The sequence below is a fragment of the Pseudomonas sp. E1MeOHC2 genome (assembly GCF_058745025.1).
In genome coordinates this window covers 2719467-2734867 of sequence record NZ_CP196675.1, presented here as the reverse complement: position 1 = coordinate 2734867, position 15401 = coordinate 2719467, and the positions used below count along the sequence as shown (strand labels likewise).

Below are 15401 nucleotides of genomic sequence, written 5' to 3'. Positions count from 1 at the left end.
AGCAAGCAATTACGGGGGGTGGATGCAGTTACAGGTCTATACAAGCTGTGATTCGGGGGCTGGTTTGCAACCCCCGCAAGCCCCTTTCAATGGAACAGTACAGCCGTCTTCTGCAACGTAATCCACACCCCCCAAGCCAACGGCACAACCACCGCAGCCCAGGCAATCAGCACCAGCGGCAAGCTACCCGGCGCGGCATGCCACTCCAGCGAACGCGCCCCATCGGCCCCCTTGTCGTGGCTCAGCGCACGTTCGGCGGCCAATTGCGCGTCGCTCATGAAGTGCTTGTCCGCCACTGGGCGAATCAGCAAGTTGCAGATAAAGCCCAACACCAGCAGGCCCGCGAGGATATACAAGGTCATGTCGTACGCCGCAGCCCGCTCCACGCCCGCCGCCAGCTGATACTCACGCAGGTAGGTGATCAGCACCGGCCCCAGCACGCCCGCCGCTGCCCACGCCGTCAGCAAACGCCCATGAATCGCACCCACCATCTGCGTCCCGAACAGGTCGGCCAGGTACGCCGGCACCGTGGCAAAGCCGCCACCGTACATCGACAAAATGATGCAGAACGCCGCCACGAACAGCGCCACGTTGCCCAAGTGGCCCATGTTCGGCACCAGGCTGTAGAGGCCCACGCCCAGGGCGAAGAAAGCGAAGTAGGTGTTCTTGCGGCCGATGTAGTCGGAGAACGACGCCCAGAAGAAGCGCCCACCGATGTTGAACAGGCTCAGCAAGCCGGTAAAGCCCGCCGCGATCGCTGCAATCTGCGCCAGCTGCGCGGCATTGAGCTCGCTGAAACTCAGCTCGTTACCCAGCAGCTTGCCGGCGAACACTTCCTGCAACAGCGGCGACGCCATGCCCAGAATACCGATGCCCGCCGAGACGTTCAGGCACAGCACCAGCCACACCAGCGCGAACTGTGGGGTTTTCCAGGCCACGCTGACGTGCACATGGCGGTCGGTGACCATGCCATTGCCGGCCTTTTTCGCCGGGGCGGTCCAGCCCTCAGGCTTCCAGCCGGTCGGGGGCACGCGGTAACCCAGCGCGCCCGCCGTCATGAACACGAAATAAATCGCCGCCATGACCACGAAGCTCTGCCATACCCCCACGTCCTGCGCGTTGCCGAAGTGGCCCATCAGCGCGGTCGCCAGCGGTGCACCCACCATCGCGCCACCGCCAAAGCCCATGATCGCCATGCCCGTGGCCATGCCACGCTTGTCCGGGAACCACTTGATCAGGGTCGAGACCGGCGAAATGTAGCCCAGGCCCAGGCCGATACCGCCAATCACGCCAGAGCCCAGCCACATCAGCCACAGCTGATGGGTCTTCACGCCAATCGCCGAAATCAGCATGCCGCCGCACCAGCACAGCGCCGACACCAGCCCGGCCTTGCGCGGCCCGGCGTGTTCCAACCAGCCGCCAAGTACCGCGGCCGAGCAACCGAGGAATACAAAGAACAGGGTGTAGATCCAGCTCAGCATCGAAATCGGCCAGTCGCACTCGGCGCTGAACATTCGCGCAATGAAACCCATGTCTGCCGAGCAGGCGACCGGGGCGGTGATGCCGATGGCTTGCGACAGCGGCAACCAGAACACCGAGAAGCCGTAGGCCATGCCGATGCACAAGTGGATAGCCAACGCTGCCGGTGGCACCAGCCAACGGTTGAAGCCCGGACGGGCAATGATGCGCTCCTTCGACAGGAAGCTCGGCGCTCCGGCCAAGGTGCCTGCCGTGACGGTACTGCTCATGGGTTCAATCCTTTTTGTAGGGCCTTTACAGGGCAACGCACCGCGACAATGGGTCGCGGGCACACCGCAAGCGGCGCAAGGTTACCAGCACCCGGTGGGATGAAAGCAATCTGATATCGTGGATTTCTCCGTAGCTGAAACGGTATTTCGGTTCGCCTGTACCGGCCTCTTCGCGGGGCAAGCCCGCTTGTGTCTTGGAGAGGGAATAGAATCTGAAGTGAGAGCGGTGAATGGCAAGCTGATAGCCCGAGGTGCCCAGAGCACGTGTGGGAGCAAAAGCTGCCATTCACCGTTCCACTTTGGCGAGAGCCCGAACAGTTGGATGAGGGGCGTAATCTCGAATCACAAGCGTGGGCCAAGCCAAAGCGCTCTCACTCCTTGAGTTTAAGAGGGTTTGGCCATGTCTTCCTCTGTCGGCATCGATGTTTCCAGTGCCACACTTGCTGTTCACATCCGCCCTGAGGGGGTGAACTTCAGTGTTTCCAATGACTTGAAGGGATTCCAACTGCTCGTCGAAAAGCTTGGCGGGTATGCAGTTTCAATGGTCTTGCTCGAAGCTACCGGTGGCTACGAGTGCAATGTCCTCAAAGCGCTGCAGGATGCCGATTTTCCGGTTTGCCGGATCAATCCCAGTCGTGCCCGGGACTTTGCCAAGTCGATGGGTAAACGCGCCAAGACCGATCCCATTGACGCAGCGGTTTTGGCTCACCTGGCTGAAGTTATGCCCCCACGGCCTTGCCAGGTGATGACACCCGAGCGGGCCTTGCTGCGCGAACTGCTTATGCAGCGGGATCGCTTCGTCCAACAGCGCGACGATGACAAGCGGCGCCTGAAGCAGGCGCGGGCTCCCAGTGTTTGTTTGCGGTTGGAACAACACATCGCCTATCTGAAGGGTGAAATTCGAGCGCTGGAACAAGAGATCGCACAGCAGGCAGCAGCTTTGCCTGATGACCGGGTTAAACAGCTCACTCAAGTCAAAGGAATTGGTCTGATTACTGCCGGAAAGCTGATGGCCTTGCTGCCAGAGCTGGGCCAGGTGGATAAGAAGGAAATTGCCGCCTTGGTCGGTGTTGCGCCGTTCAACCAGGACAGCGGCAAGCAGTCGGGCAAGCGTTCAATCTGGGGGGGGCGCTCACAAGTCAGGCGGGCGCTCTATATGGCCTGCTGGGTGGTGATACGGCACAACAAGGACTTCTGCGAGCGCTACAAAGCACTGCGAGCCCAAGGGAAGTGCGCGAAAGTATCGGTGGTGGCGTGTATGCGAGTATTGATAGTGAGGCTAAATGCGATGCTCAAGACCGGAACGCCCTGGAAGGAGCAAATAGCTCATTCGTAGGAGCAAGCCTTGCTGGCGATGCCCGGCACAGCCGGGCCTGGGGCGCTACGCGCCCCATCGCCGGCAAGGCCAGCTTCCACAAGAAGACAGTTGCTCCCACATGATCGGATGAGCACCCTGTGGGAGCGGGCTTGCCCGCGAAGAGACCGGTACAGGCAACACAAACGGAACTGCCAGTACTGCGGCTGTCGAAAGCCGCAACCTCTGATCCATTCGTAGGGAAATACGCTGTATCGCCAGTCGAATACGCAGAGATAACCACTGCGGCGCTATACTCTGCCGCTGAATTTCAAACTGGACTACAAGGACTCGCCCATGAAAGCGTTCGGCAAAATCCTGGGACTGGGGCTTCTCGGGTTGCTGCTGATCATCGTGGCGTTGGGCTTCGCCCTGACCCACCTCTTCGATCCCAACGACTATAAAGACGAGATTCGCCAGCTGGCGCGCGACAAGGCTCATGTCGAGCTGACCCTCAACGGTGACATCGGCTGGAGCCTGTTCCCGTGGCTGGGCCTGGAGCTGCACGAAGCAAGCATCGCCACCTTGAACAAACCCAAGGAGCCGTTCGCCGACCTGCAGATGCTCGGTCTGTCGGTGCGTGTGCTGCCGCTGCTGCGCCGCGAGGTGCAGATGAGCGACGTGCGCGTCGAGGGCCTGAACCTGACCCTGGCCCGTGACGAACACGGCCACGGCAACTGGGAAGACATCGGCAAGCCATTGCCGGCACCCACCGGCGCGCCTGCCACAACACCGGCCCAGGCACCAACCGAGCAGGCCCCGGCGCAAGCCGATAGCGGCAGCGAGCGTGCGGTCAAACTCGACATCGACAGCCTGACCGTGAACAACGCCCGTGTGCAGTACACCGATGCCAAAAGCGGCCAGAGCTACACCGCCGAAAGCATTCAGCTAAGCACCGGCCCGGTCCACGAAGGGGCGAACATTCCGCTCAAGGCCAGTGCGTTCCTGAGTGCCAGCCAGCCGAACATCAAGGCCCGCACCGAGCTTGCCGGCGAACTGCGTTTCGACCGCAAGCTAAAACGCTACAACCTTGAAGACATGCGCCTGTCGGGCGAGACCTCGGGCGAACCGCTGGCCGGCAAGACCGTGACCTTCGCCGCCCAGGGCCAACTGCTGGTAGACCTGGCGGCCAATGTTGCCTCGTGGAACGGCCTGAAAATTTCGGCCAACCAGCTGCGAGCGCTGGGCGAGCTGAACCTGCGCGACCTGGACAAGGCGCCGCAACTCAGCGGTGGCCTGTCCATCGCCCAGTTCGATCTGCGCACCTTCCTCGATGGCATCGGCCGCCCGTTGCCGGCGACCAACGACCCGGCCGCATTCACCAAGCTGGAGCTGGTCACCCGCCTGCAAGGCACGCCAAACAGCCTGGCCCTGGCGGACCTGGCGGTGAAGCTGGACGACAGCACCTTCAGCGGCCGCGTGGCCGTCGAAGACTTCGCCAAGCAGGCCCTGCGCCTGCAGCTCAAGGCCGATACCTTCGACGCCGACCGCTACCTGCCGGCCAAGAGCGAAGAAGCCAAGGGCGCTACCGCCGCGCGCCAGGCCGAGGTCAAGCAACAGGAAGCCAGCGCCGTTGCCGGTGTCGGCAGCTCACCCCTGCCCAACGCTCCGACCCAGGTCGCCTGGAGTGACGACAAGCTGCTGCCGGTGGACCGCCTGCGTGCCCTGGACCTGCAGGCCGACCTGAGCTTCGGCTCGCTGACCCTGGACAAGCTGCCCATCCAAGATGCTCAGCTCAAGGCCATCGGCCAAGGCGGCCTGGTGACCCTGCAGACCCTGCGCGGCGAGCTCTACAACGGCACCTTCGAGGCCAAGGGCACCGTCGATGTACGCCCTGCTGTGCCGCAGCTTGGCGTCAACACCCGGATCGAGCGGGTACCGGTAGAGCACTTCATCAAGATCGAGGGCAAAGAGCAGACGCCACCGGTCAAGGGCCTGCTGACCCTGACCAGCGACCTGACCGCGACCGGCAACAGCCAGAAGGCGCTGGTCGATACCCTCAATGGCAACGCCAACTTCACCATCAACGATGGCGTACTGGTCAATGCCAACCTTGAACAGCAACTGTGCCAGGCCATCGCCACGCTCAACCGCAAGTCGCTCAGCGGCGAACCCCGCGCCAAGGACACGCCCTTCCAGGAACTGCGTGGCAGCCTGGTGGTGCGCAATGGCGTGGCCAGCAACCCAGACCTCAAGGCACGCATCCCAGGCCTCACCGTCAACGGCCACGGCGACGTCGACCTGCGCGTACTGGGCATGGACTACAACGTCGGCGTGATCGTCGAGGGTGACCAGCGCGCCATGCCGGACCCGGCCTGCCAGGTCAACCAGCGCTATGTCGGCGTTGAAGTGCCGCTGCGCTGCCGCGGCCCGCTGGAGCTTGGCGCCAAGGCCTGCCGCCTGGACCAGGACGGCATGGGCAAGGTTGCCGCCAAACTGGCCGGCAACCGCCTCAAAGACAAGATCGATGAAAAACTCGACGAGAAACTCGGAGACAAAGTGAGCCCGGAAGTGAAAGACGCGCTCAAGGGGCTGTTCAAGCGATGAGCCCCGAGCAGTTCTCCAGCGCCGTGCTCGACTGGTATGACGAGCACGGCCGACACGACCTGCCCTGGCAACAGGGCATCACCCCGTACCGGGTGTGGGTGTCGGAAATCATGTTGCAGCAGACCCAGGTCAGCACCGTGCTCAACTACTTCGACCGCTTCATGCAGGCCCTGCCCACCGTGCAGGCCCTGGCCGAAGCGCCGGAGGACGAAGTGCTGCACCTGTGGACGGGCCTGGGCTACTACACCCGCGCCCGCAACCTGCAAAAGGCGGCGAAGATCGTCGTCGAGCAGCATGGCGGCGAGTTTCCACGTAGCGTCGAGCAACTCACCGAACTGCCTGGCATCGGCCGCTCCACTGCCGGTGCCATCGCCAGCATCAGCATGGGCATCCGTGCGCCGATCCTGGACGGCAACGTCAAGCGCGTGCTGGCCCGCTATACCGCCCAGGCGGGCTACCCCGGCGAGCCCAAGGTGGCCAACCAGCTGTGGGCCAGCGCCGAGCGCTTCACCCCGCTGACCCGCGCCAACCATTACACCCAGGCGATGATGGACATGGGCGCCACGTTGTGTACCCGCAGCAAGCCCAGCTGCCTGATCTGCCCGCTGCAACGTGGCTGCGAAGCGCACCTGCACGGCGAAGAGACCCGCTACCCCGAGCCCAAGCCACGCAAAGCGCTGCCGCAACGGCGGACGCTGATGCCACTGTTGGCCAACCACGAAGGCGCGATCCTGCTTTACCGCCGCCCTTCCAGCGGCTTGTGGGGCGGTTTGTGGAGCTTGCCGGAGCTGGAGAACCTCGAACAACTCGACGACCTCGTCTACCAGCACGGCCTGCGCCTGGCAGATAGCCGCGCACTAGACGGCCTGACCCACACCTTTAGCCACTTCCAGCTGGCGATCGAGCCTTGGCTGGTGAGGGTCGACCCGGTCGGCCAGCACGTGGCCGAGCCCGACTGGCTCTGGTATAACCTCGCCACCCCGCCGCGCCTGGGCCTCGCCGCCCCGGTCAAGAAGTTGCTCAAACGCGCGGCCGACGAACTGATTGCAGGAGACGCCCGATGACCCGCACCGTGATGTGCCGCAAGTACAAAGAAGAACTCCCAGGCCTGGAGCGCCCGCCCTACCCAGGCGCCAAGGGCCAGGACATCTTCGATCACATCTCGCAGAAGGCCTGGGCCGACTGGCAGAAACACCAGACCATGCTGATCAACGAAAAGCGCCTGAACATGATGAATGGCGAGGACCGCAAATTCCTCCAGGGCGAGATGGACAAGTTTTTCGCCGGCGAAGAGTACGCCCAGGCGGAAGGCTACGTTCCACCGGCCGAATGACCCCAAAAAACGTAAGCGACGGAATTAATTTAAAATTTTTTCAAAAAGTCGTTGACGGACGGTCTGGAAATCTATTTAATTCACCTCGTCGCCCAGATAGCTCAGTCGGTAGAGCAGAGGATTGAAAATCCTCGTGTCGGCGGTTCGACTCCGTCTCTGGGCACCACCTTCAGCTTCTGGTGGTTGCAAAGTTACCCGAAGCGACAACAAGAAACCCGCCTAGTGCGGGTTTTTTGTTGTCTGCGATTTTTCAGTCTGCATTACGTTGTCGATATCCCAAATCTCTAGCCCGCTACCTGAGGCTGCACCACCTCAGCATGCAGCCTTACTCCAAGCGCCGCCATGACCTTCATGATGGTCGCCAAGCTGGGGTTACCCTCTGCAGAGAGCGCCTTGTACAAGCCTTCGCGCGTCAGCCCCGTGTCCCGGGCCAACTGAGCCATCCCGCGCGCCCGGGCAACATCACCCAACGCAGCGGCAAGCAAGGCTGGATCGTTTTCTTCAAGACAGGCCTCAAGGTACAAGGCTATGTCTTGCTCGGTCTTCAAATGGTCCACAGCATCCCATTTGGTCAGTTTGATATCTGTCATGACGGCCTCCTAAAGATCGCGCGCAAGCTTGAGTGCAGCTTTGATATCCCTCGCCTGGCTGGCTTTATCGCCACCTGCCAAAAGGATGATCACTTCGTAGCCCCGTTGAACGAAGTAGACTCGATGGCCCGGGCCATAGTTGATCCGCGCTTCGGACACTCCCTCACCAACTGGCTTACAGTCACCCAGCATCCCAAGCTCGATTCGGCGCAGCCTCACGTTGATACGCGCCTGCGCACGAGCATCCCGCAACGCAGCGAACCACCCTTTGTACGTCTCGGTTTGAATGAGTATATGCATGGGAAAAACGTAAACCACAGTTCACACTACATCCAATCTTCACGTGTTTCAAACTATTGAGCCGCCCCCAGCGACAAGGTCACAAATCAGCAACCGACATTGACCAACATCAAAAAGCCATTACCCGCTCGTCCTTAAAATACCAGGTGGCCATTCGACTACCCGCAAGGACCTCCATGAGCGAAGAATCCACCCTCCTGCTCCCCGCCCCCAGCGAACCCGCCCCAATCCCCCCTCGCACGCGTCGCCCACGTCAGCGCAAGCCCGAACCGACCATTACCCAGATCAGCCAGCAGCCCGCCGCACTGGAAGTGGCCACCGCCCCCAAAGGCAGCAACGAAGACAGCACCCGCGCACGCCTGCCAGCCAGCTACCCATACCGCACCCGTCTGCAACGCCAGGAATACGAAAAGGCCAAGCACGCGTTGCAGATCGAGCTGCTTAAAGTGCAGAGCTGGGTGAAGGACACTGGCCAGCGCGTGGTGATCTTGTTCGAAGGGCGGGACGCTGCGGGCAAAGGGGGCACCATCAAGCGCTTCATGGAGCACCTGAACCCGCGTGGTGCACGGATCGTGGCACTGGAGAAGCCCTCCGAGCAGGAAAAGGGCCAGTGGTACTTCCAGCGCTACGTCCAGCACCTGCCGACTGCAGGTGAAATGGTCTTCTTCGACCGCTCCTGGTACAACCGCGCCGGGGTCGAGAAGGTGATGGAGTTCTGCACGCCGCTGCAGTACCTCGAATTCATGCGCCAGGCGCCGGACCTTGAGCGCATGCTATGCAACAGCGGCATCCTGTTGTTCAAGTACTGGTTCTCGGTGAACCGCGAGGAGCAGCTACGGCGCTTCATCTCACGCCGCGACGACCCGCTCAAACACTGGAAGCTGTCGCCCATCGACATCAAGTCGCTGGACAAATGGGACGACTACACCGCAGCCAAAGAGGCGATGTTCTTCCATACCGATACCGCCGATGCACCGTGGACGGTGATCAAGTCCGATGACAAGAAGCGTGCGCGCATCAACTGCATACGGCACTTCCTGCATTCACTGGACTACCCAGGCAAGGACCCGGCCGTGGCGTATGCCCCCGACCCGTCACTGGTGGGGCGTGCGTCTCGTGACTTCGAAGAAGATGAAGCGCCAGCCGTCCACTGACAAGGGCAATCAGAAGTTGGCCATGGCGCTGCAGTATTCGGCCTTGGTGGTCTGTACGGGTTGCTCCACGCCCAGCTGCCGCAGCTTGACGCCACAGGCGCTGTAGCCGCGCACCACCACTTCGTAATCGGCGCCCTTTTGCGGCACGAAGTAGAACATGCCCAGGCAGTTGGTGACGCTGTTGTAGCTACCGCGGCCGCCATCGAGAAAGTGCAGGGTGAACGGCTTGCCGGCCGGCACAAGCACTTCGCTGACCGCATCCCCCTGCATCACCGGGGCGCTGGCAGGCATGCCCAGGGTTTCGCCATTGCGGTCGGCGAAGCCCTCCTTGGGCACTGCAATCACCCCTGCTCCTGGGCTGTACCAATCGACACAATCCTTGCCCGGCACCGCGCGCACCATGCCGTCGGCAATCACCCGCAGGCGAGCGGTATCGCCTGAAGTCGGTGAACCATAAGGGGTGTTGAACGATTTGACCGCCGCAATGTTGCCGCAGCCAGACAGCGCTACAGCCAGCAGGCATAGCGAGATTGCTGTTTTCATCCCTGAATTCCTCATGAGTGGTTACCGGACATCCGGCCGCCTGCCTGAGACCATCGCTTGTCGCTTGGGTTTCGCAGGCAAGTGCGATTCAATACGCGCACTTTTTTAGGCACCCCCAAGGATTCACCCATGGCCACCACGACCAAACAACAGAAACGCGCCAAGCGCGCCGCCAGCAAGGCCAAGCAAAACCGCATGGTGCGCAGCGGCCAGGCGGTCAAGGCCAGCGCCGGTGACAGCGCCAGCATCGAGCAGGTGTTCAACAAGGCCATGGAGTCGGACAGCTACAAGGAGCTGTTCGACAAGATGAAGGCGGCACAGGAAACCAGCCTGGTGGCGATGATCTCGGTGTTCCTGGTCGACCCGCTGCTGGCACTGGTGCTCAAGGGGCACAAGGAAGAACACGCCACCGACTACATCGTGCTGGTGTTCAACGCCTACCGCACCTGGCTTGATGGCGCCGACGAAGACACCACCATGGCCTGGCTGGAAAGCGACGAGTTCCAAGAGGCCTATATCGCCGCTTCAGAAGTCGTGGCCAAGCAGCAACAGCAGCAGAAGCAGTTCGGCTGAGCCATCACCGACCTCTTCGCGGGGCAAGCCCGCTCCCACAGATACTGTGCAGGCCTCACATGCAGCGCCATACCAGTGGGAGCGGGCTTGCCCCGCGAAGAGGCCCGACAGATGTAATAAAAAAGGCCGCGCCCTACACAGGGCGCGGCCTTTTCATTCAAAGCAGCGCAGATCAGTTATCCAGCGCCACCCGCCCAGCCGCTTCGCGCTTGCGATGCACCAGCAGCCCGGCCGCCACCACACCAATGCTCAGCAAAGCAGTGGCGATGATCTCGGCACGGTGATCCTCACCCACCCCCATCACCACCAGCACAGCAATGATGAAAGCGATGGTCGCCCAGGTCAGGCCCGGGAACAGCCACATCTTGAAGGCAATTTTCTCGCCACGCGCTTCACGCTGGCTGCGCATGCGCAGTTGCGAGACCGCGATCACCAGGTACACCAGCAGCGCAATGGCGCCAGAGCTTGCCAGCAGGAACTCGAACACCTGGGCCGGCGCCACATAGTTGGCGAACACACACAGGAACGCCGCCGCCGTGGACATCAGTACCGCCACATGCGGAGTACCCGCCTTGGTGGTGCGTTGCGACATGGCTGGGGCATCGCCACGCTTGCCCAGGGAGAACAGCATGCGCGAAGAGGTATACAGCGCCGAGTTCAGGCAGCTGGTGACGGCAATCAGCACGACGATGTCGACGATCAGCTTGGCATTCGGCACACCGATGCGGCTCAGCACGGTCTGGTAGGAGCCCAGCTCAGCCAGGGCCGGATCGTTCCAAGGCACCAACGCCACGACCAGGAAGATCGACACCAGGTAGAACAGGCAAATACGCCAGATCACCGAATTGGTGGCGCGGCTGATCTGCTTGCCTGGGTCTTTGGACTCGGCAGCGGCGATGGTGACGATTTCGGTACCCATGAACGAGAACATGGTGGTCAGCATGGCGGCCAGCACAGCGCCCAGGCCGTTGGGCATGAAGCCTTGGGTATCGAACAGGTGGCTGACACCGCTCACCTGGCTGCCCGGCACCAGGCCGAACATGGCCACGCAGCCCACGACGATGAAGCCGATGATCGCCAGTACCTTGAGCAAGGCGAACCAGAACTCGAACTCACCGTAGTTCTTCACGCTGCACAGGTTGGTCAGGGTCAGCAGCAGGGTGATGACCAGGGAGAAGGCCCACAGGTCAACAGCAGGGAACCAGGCGTGCAGAATGGCTGCGGCCGCGTTGGCCTCCAGCGGGATCACCAGCACCCAGAACCACCAGTACAGCCAGCCGATGGTGAAGCCGGCCCAACGCCCAATGGCGCGGTCGGCATAAGTCGAAAAAGACCCCGTGTCAGGTGAAGCGATGGCCATCTCGCCAAGCATGCGCATGACCAGCACGACCAACGTACCGGCAGCAGCATAGGCCAGCAGTACGGCAGGGCCCGCAGCAGCGATGGCGTGACCGGAACCCACGAACAGACCGGCGCCAATTACGCCAGCGATGGACAGCATGGTGACATGCCGCGATTTGAGCCCCTGAGCGAGGTCATTGGAATTGTTACCGCTCATAAAACTACCTTTGTAAGGAGTGGACCACTCCGACTACGGGAACGAAGCGCGCCTGGGGTTAATTAGGCGTCGCTGCAATCGGCGGTTTCCTACTGGCAATAAGCGCGCCATTTGCTGAATGCATTCGTCAGAAAAATCTGGCAGCCGTAAAGGGCGCGGCTTGCAGGGCTTTCGGCCATGCTTTGACCGAAAGGTCGCCAAATCCCCGTGCCAAGTCCGGATTACGGAAATACCCACTTACAAACGCACCAAAGGTGCCCCTAGGTAACACCTGCGCACCATTGCCATGCAAAAAAAGTACAACCGATAGGTACAACCATTGGAGCGGATTGGTTGAGGTGTCGAGTCCGCTCCCACCGTTACAAGCGATCCTCTCAGGGCCCGCTCATTGAACGAGTTAAGGATTGGCGCTTCCAAGCGCGGGCCAAAACTGGCACCATCGCGCCTTTTTTCATCAAGGCTCTGGTGTTGGGCTAGACCTTCGCGGTCATCCTCGCGACGTTGCGCTGCAGCGATGCGACAATCTGCCCCGACAGCGACCCGAGCCCCTAGCGACCCTGTTGGCCGTCATAATGCCGCTATGCTAGCTTGGCGCACGCCAGGAAGGCCGCCAACAGCTGGGAACGCACCCGAACACAAGAGGACCGCACATGGCCCAGGCCACGCCCGCGCTGGAAATTCGCAATCTGCACAAACGCTACGGCGAGCAGGAAATTCTCAAGGGCATTTCGCTGACCGCACGCGATGGTGACGTGATCTCCATCCTGGGGTCGTCCGGTTCCGGCAAGTCCACCTTGCTGCGCTGCATCAACCTGTTGGAGAACCCGCACCAGGGCGAAATCCTGGTCGCTGGTGAATCCCTCAAGCTCAAGGCCGCCAAAAACGGTGACCTGATCGCCGCCGACAACCGCCAGATCAATCGCCTGCGCAGCGAGATCGGCTTCGTCTTCCAGAACTTCAACCTGTGGCCGCACATGTCGATCCTCGACAACATCATCGAGGCGCCGCGCCGCGTGCTTGGTCAAAGCAAGGCTGAAGCCATCGAGGCCGCCGAAGCACTGCTGAAAAAGGTCGGCATCTACGACAAGCGCCACAGCTACCCCGCCCAGCTTTCCGGTGGCCAGCAGCAGCGCGCCGCCATTGCCCGTACCCTGGCCATGAAGCCCAAAGTCATCCTGTTCGACGAGCCGACCTCGGCGCTCGATCCGGAAATGGTCCAGGAAGTGCTAAACGTTATCCGCGCATTGGCCGAAGAAGGCCGTACCATGCTGCTGGTGACGCACGAGATGAACTTTGCCCGCCAGGTGTCCAGTGAAGTGGTTTTCCTGCACCAGGGCCTGGTTGAAGAGCAAGGATCGCCGCAACAGGTCTTCGAGAACCCGACCTCGGCGCGTTGCAAGCAATTCATGTCCAGCCACCGCTAACGGAGCAACACGAATGCAGACCTATAAGAAATTCCTCCTGGCCGCTGCCGCCACCCTGGTGTTCTCGGCAAATGCCATGGCAGCCGAAAAACTCAAAATGGGCATCGAGGCGGCCTACCCGCCCTTCAACAACAAGGATGCCAGCGGCCAGGTGGTCGGCTTTGACAAAGACATCGGCGACGCACTGTGCGCCAAGATGAAAGTCGAATGCGAAGTGGTCACCTCTGACTGGGACGGCATCATCCCGGCGCTGAACGCCAAGAAGTTCGACTTCCTGATCTCCTCGCTGTCGATCACCGATGAGCGCAAGCAGGCCGTCGACTTCACCGACCCGTACTACTCGAACAAACAGCAGTTCATCGCACCGAAAAACGTCGACTTCAAGACCGACCGCGCCTCGCTCAAAGGCAAGACCATCGGTACCCAGCGCGCCACCCAGGCAGCGACCTGGCTGGACGACAACGGCGGCATGGACGGCGAGTTCAAGGTCAACCTGTACGATGGCCAGGAAAACGCCTACCTGGACCTGACGTCCGGCCGCCTCGACGCCATCCTCGCCGACAAGTACGCCAACTACGACTGGCTGAAGTCCGACGCCGGCAAAAGCTTCGAGTTCAAAGGCGAACCGGTGAACGACAGCGACAAGGTCGGCATTGCCGTACGCAAAGGCGACAATGAGCTGCGCAACAAGCTCAATGCCGCACTCAAGGAAATTGTCGCCGACGGCACCTACAAAAAGATCAACGACAAGTACTTCCCGTTCAGCATCTATTGATTCGCCCCGACCGGCACGCCCTTGTGGCGTGCCGGTCCCTAGAACGACCCTACCCATGAATATCGACCTGCACGGATTCGGTCCGGCCCTGGCGGCTGGCACTTTGATGACCGTAAAACTGGCGCTTTGCGCCCTGCTGCTGGGGCTAGTCCTGGGCCTACTCGGTGCCCTCGCCAAAACGTCCCCGGTCAAGCCACTGCAATGGCTTGGTGGCTTCTACTCGACCCTGGTTCGCGGCGTGCCCGAACTGCTTTGGGTCCTGCTTATTTATTTCGGCACTGTCGGCCTGATGAACAGCCTCGGCGAGGCGCTCAACATGCCCGGCCTTGAGCTCAGTGCCTTCGCCGCCGGCGTCATCGCCCTCGGCCTGTGCTTCGGCGCGTACGCCACCGAAGTGTTCCGTGGCGCCATCCTGGCAATCCCCAAGGGCCACCGCGAAGCTGGCCTGGCGCTGGGCCTGTCCAAGGCGCGCATTCTGTCGCGGATCATCCTGCCGCAGATGTGGCGCATCGCCCTGCCCGGCCTGGGCAACTTGTTCATGATCCTGATGAAAGACACCGCGCTGGTCTCGGTCATCGGCCTGGAAGAAATCATGCGCCACGCGCAAATCGGCGTGACCATGACCAAGGAGCCGTTCACCTTCTACATGGTCGCGGCCTGCATCTACCTGGGCCTGACCGTCGTCGCCATGACCGGCATGCACTTCATGGAAAAACGCGCCGCTCGCGGCTTTGCGAGGGCTGAATAATGAACTGGGAAGTCATCATCAAATGGCTGCCACGCCTGGCCCAGGGCGCGACCCTGACCCTTGAGCTGGTGGCCATCGCGGTGGTTGCCGGGCTCATCCTGGCCATCCCACTGGGCATCGCCCGTTCGTCGCGCCACTGGTACGTGCGCGCCGTGCCGTTCAGCTACATCTTCTTCTTCCGCGGTACGCCGCTGCTGGTGCAGCTATTCCTGGTCTATTACGGGCTGGCCCAGTTCGACGCCGTGCGCAACAGTTCGTTGTGGCCTTACCTGCGCGATCCGTTCTGGTGCACCGTGCTGACCATGACCCTGCACACCGCCGCCTACATCGCCGAGATTTTGCGCGGCGCGTTGCAGTCGATCCCTAAAGGCGAGATCGAAGCGGCACGGGCGCTGGGCATGTCGCGGGGCAAGACCCTGTTCTACATCATGCTGCCGCGCGCCGCGCGAATCGGCCTGCCGGCCTACAGCAACGAAGTGATCCTGATGCTCAAGGCCAGCGCCCTGGCCAGTACCGTCACCCTGCTGGAACTGACCGGCATGGCGCGGACCATCATCGCCCGCACCTACCTGCCGGTGGAGATCTTCTTTGCCGCCGGGTTGTTCTACCTGGCGATCTCGTTTGTTTTGGTGCAAGGCTTCAAACTGCTGGAGCGCTGGTTGCGGGTAGACGCCTGCCAAGGGCGCTAAACCTCACCCACCTCTTCGCGGGCAAGCCCGCTCCCACAGGCTAGGCTCAGACCTCGTGCCCCCTG

The 15401-nt window shown here is 61.5% G+C and carries 15 protein-coding genes and 1 tRNA gene; 11 read left to right on the top strand and 5 right to left on the bottom strand.

The annotated features are described in order from the left end of the window. Positions 1 to 86: 86 nt before the first annotated feature. On the bottom strand, positions 87 to 1748 hold the full coding sequence (locus ACSSU5_RS12190) for an OFA family MFS transporter (RefSeq protein ID WP_492561237.1): 1662 nt from the start codon (positions 1746 to 1748) through the stop codon (positions 87 to 89). A gap of 400 nt (positions 1749 to 2148) precedes the next feature. Here ACSSU5_RS12190 and ACSSU5_RS12185 point away from each other — a divergent pair, with 400 nt between their 5' ends. The 5 genes from ACSSU5_RS12185 (at position 2149) to ACSSU5_RS12165 (ending at position 7148) form a co-directional block, all read left to right on the top strand. Continuing rightward, entirely contained in the window at positions 2149 to 3084 is a 936-nt protein-coding gene (locus ACSSU5_RS12185; RefSeq protein WP_264309399.1) for an IS110 family transposase, read from the top strand. A gap of 315 nt (positions 3085 to 3399) precedes the next feature. After that, entirely contained in the window at positions 3400 to 5649 is a 2250-nt protein-coding gene (locus ACSSU5_RS12180) for an AsmA family protein (protein WP_492561236.1), read from the top strand. After that, complete coding sequence (mutY, locus tag ACSSU5_RS12175) at positions 5646 to 6713, top strand: A/G-specific adenine glycosylase (RefSeq protein WP_492561235.1); 1068 nt, start codon at positions 5646 to 5648, stop codon at positions 6711 to 6713. Before ACSSU5_RS12180 ends, mutY begins: the two co-directional genes overlap by 4 nt. Next, entirely contained in the window at positions 6710 to 6982 is a 273-nt protein-coding gene (locus ACSSU5_RS12170; protein WP_264310669.1) for an oxidative damage protection protein, read from the top strand. Before mutY ends, ACSSU5_RS12170 begins: the two co-directional genes overlap by 4 nt. Positions 6983 to 7072: 90 nt before the next feature. Then, a tRNA-Phe gene (locus ACSSU5_RS12165) sits at positions 7073 to 7148 on the top strand. A gap of 118 nt (positions 7149 to 7266) precedes the next feature. Here ACSSU5_RS12165 and ACSSU5_RS12160 read toward each other — a convergent pair. Together ACSSU5_RS12160 and ACSSU5_RS12155 are read right to left on the bottom strand one after the other, a co-directional pair. Next, the gene (locus ACSSU5_RS12160) at positions 7267 to 7572 is read right to left on the bottom strand and encodes an addiction module antidote protein (RefSeq protein WP_264310670.1); all 306 of its coding nucleotides are present in this window, start codon (positions 7570 to 7572) and stop codon (positions 7267 to 7269) included. A gap of 9 nt (positions 7573 to 7581) precedes the next feature. Then, a complete protein-coding gene (locus ACSSU5_RS12155) occupies positions 7582 to 7872 on the bottom strand; it encodes a type II toxin-antitoxin system RelE/ParE family toxin (RefSeq protein WP_264310671.1) in 291 nt (96 codons plus the stop codon). Between the two features lie 176 nt (positions 7873 to 8048). Between ACSSU5_RS12155 and ppk2 the strand changes: the two genes are divergently transcribed. Beyond that, positions 8049 to 9026 (top strand): polyphosphate kinase 2, encoded by a 978-nt coding sequence (ppk2, locus tag ACSSU5_RS12150; protein ID WP_492561234.1) that lies wholly within the window; start codon positions 8049 to 8051, stop codon positions 9024 to 9026. A 9-nt stretch (positions 9027 to 9035) separates the two neighbouring features. Here ppk2 and ACSSU5_RS12145 read toward each other — a convergent pair whose 3' ends face one another. Continuing rightward, on the bottom strand, positions 9036 to 9569 hold the full coding sequence (locus ACSSU5_RS12145; protein WP_264310673.1) for a hypothetical protein: 534 nt from the start codon (positions 9567 to 9569) through the stop codon (positions 9036 to 9038). 129 nt (positions 9570 to 9698) lie between these two features. On the opposite strand from ACSSU5_RS12145, the gene ACSSU5_RS12140 reads away from it, so the two are divergent. Then, complete coding sequence (locus ACSSU5_RS12140; protein WP_027594262.1) at positions 9699 to 10142, top strand: hypothetical protein; 444 nt, start codon at positions 9699 to 9701, stop codon at positions 10140 to 10142. Positions 10143 to 10314: 172 nt separating this feature from the next. On the opposite strand, the gene gabP is transcribed toward ACSSU5_RS12140, so the two are convergent. Next, positions 10315 to 11700: a GABA permease gene (gene gabP, locus ACSSU5_RS12135; RefSeq protein WP_264310674.1), complete on the bottom strand. Its 1386-nt coding sequence runs from the start codon at positions 11698 to 11700 to the stop codon at positions 10315 to 10317. A 650-nt stretch (positions 11701 to 12350) separates the two neighbouring features. Here gabP and ACSSU5_RS12130 point away from each other — a divergent pair. From ACSSU5_RS12130 to ACSSU5_RS12115, 4 genes are read left to right on the top strand one after another with little or no spacing between them, the layout of a single operon-like run. After that, a complete protein-coding gene (locus ACSSU5_RS12130) occupies positions 12351 to 13124 on the top strand; it encodes an ABC transporter ATP-binding protein (protein ID WP_264310675.1) in 774 nt (257 codons plus the stop codon). A gap of 13 nt (positions 13125 to 13137) precedes the next feature. Next, a complete protein-coding gene (locus tag ACSSU5_RS12125; RefSeq protein ID WP_264310676.1) occupies positions 13138 to 13899 on the top strand; it encodes an ABC transporter substrate-binding protein in 762 nt (253 codons plus the stop codon). Positions 13900 to 13954: 55 nt separating this feature from the next. Beyond that, positions 13955 to 14647: an ABC transporter permease gene (locus ACSSU5_RS12120; RefSeq protein WP_264310677.1), complete on the top strand. Its 693-nt coding sequence runs from the start codon at positions 13955 to 13957 to the stop codon at positions 14645 to 14647. Continuing rightward, the gene (locus ACSSU5_RS12115) at positions 14647 to 15336 is read left to right on the top strand and encodes an ABC transporter permease (RefSeq protein ID WP_492561233.1); all 690 of its coding nucleotides are present in this window, start codon (positions 14647 to 14649) and stop codon (positions 15334 to 15336) included. The genes ACSSU5_RS12120 and ACSSU5_RS12115 overlap by 1 nt, the downstream gene beginning before the upstream one ends. The last annotated feature ends 65 nt before the right edge of the window (positions 15337 to 15401 follow it).

Coding starts and splice junctions, on each gene's coding strand:
- ACSSU5_RS12190 (WP_492561237.1), bottom strand. CDS start 1,748: ATGAGCAGTACCGTCACGGCAGGCACCTTGGCCGGAGCGCCGAGCTTC.
- ACSSU5_RS12185 (WP_264309399.1), top strand. CDS start 2,149: ATGTCTTCCTCTGTCGGCATCGATGTTTCCAGTGCCACACTTGCTGTT.
- ACSSU5_RS12180 (WP_492561236.1), top strand. CDS start 3,400: ATGAAAGCGTTCGGCAAAATCCTGGGACTGGGGCTTCTCGGGTTGCTG.
- mutY (WP_492561235.1), top strand. CDS start 5,646: ATGAGCCCCGAGCAGTTCTCCAGCGCCGTGCTCGACTGGTATGACGAG.
- ACSSU5_RS12170 (WP_264310669.1), top strand. CDS start 6,710: ATGACCCGCACCGTGATGTGCCGCAAGTACAAAGAAGAACTCCCAGGC.
- ACSSU5_RS12160 (WP_264310670.1), bottom strand. CDS start 7,572: ATGACAGATATCAAACTGACCAAATGGGATGCTGTGGACCATTTGAAG.
- ACSSU5_RS12155 (WP_264310671.1), bottom strand. CDS start 7,872: ATGCATATACTCATTCAAACCGAGACGTACAAAGGGTGGTTCGCTGCG.
- ppk2 (WP_492561234.1), top strand. CDS start 8,049: ATGAGCGAAGAATCCACCCTCCTGCTCCCCGCCCCCAGCGAACCCGCC.
- ACSSU5_RS12145 (WP_264310673.1), bottom strand. CDS start 9,569: ATGAAAACAGCAATCTCGCTATGCCTGCTGGCTGTAGCGCTGTCTGGC.
- ACSSU5_RS12140 (WP_027594262.1), top strand. CDS start 9,699: ATGGCCACCACGACCAAACAACAGAAACGCGCCAAGCGCGCCGCCAGC.
- gabP (WP_264310674.1), bottom strand. CDS start 11,700: ATGAGCGGTAACAATTCCAATGACCTCGCTCAGGGGCTCAAATCGCGG.
- ACSSU5_RS12130 (WP_264310675.1), top strand. CDS start 12,351: ATGGCCCAGGCCACGCCCGCGCTGGAAATTCGCAATCTGCACAAACGC.
- ACSSU5_RS12125 (WP_264310676.1), top strand. CDS start 13,138: ATGCAGACCTATAAGAAATTCCTCCTGGCCGCTGCCGCCACCCTGGTG.
- ACSSU5_RS12120 (WP_264310677.1), top strand. CDS start 13,955: ATGAATATCGACCTGCACGGATTCGGTCCGGCCCTGGCGGCTGGCACT.
- ACSSU5_RS12115 (WP_492561233.1), top strand. CDS start 14,647: ATGAACTGGGAAGTCATCATCAAATGGCTGCCACGCCTGGCCCAGGGC.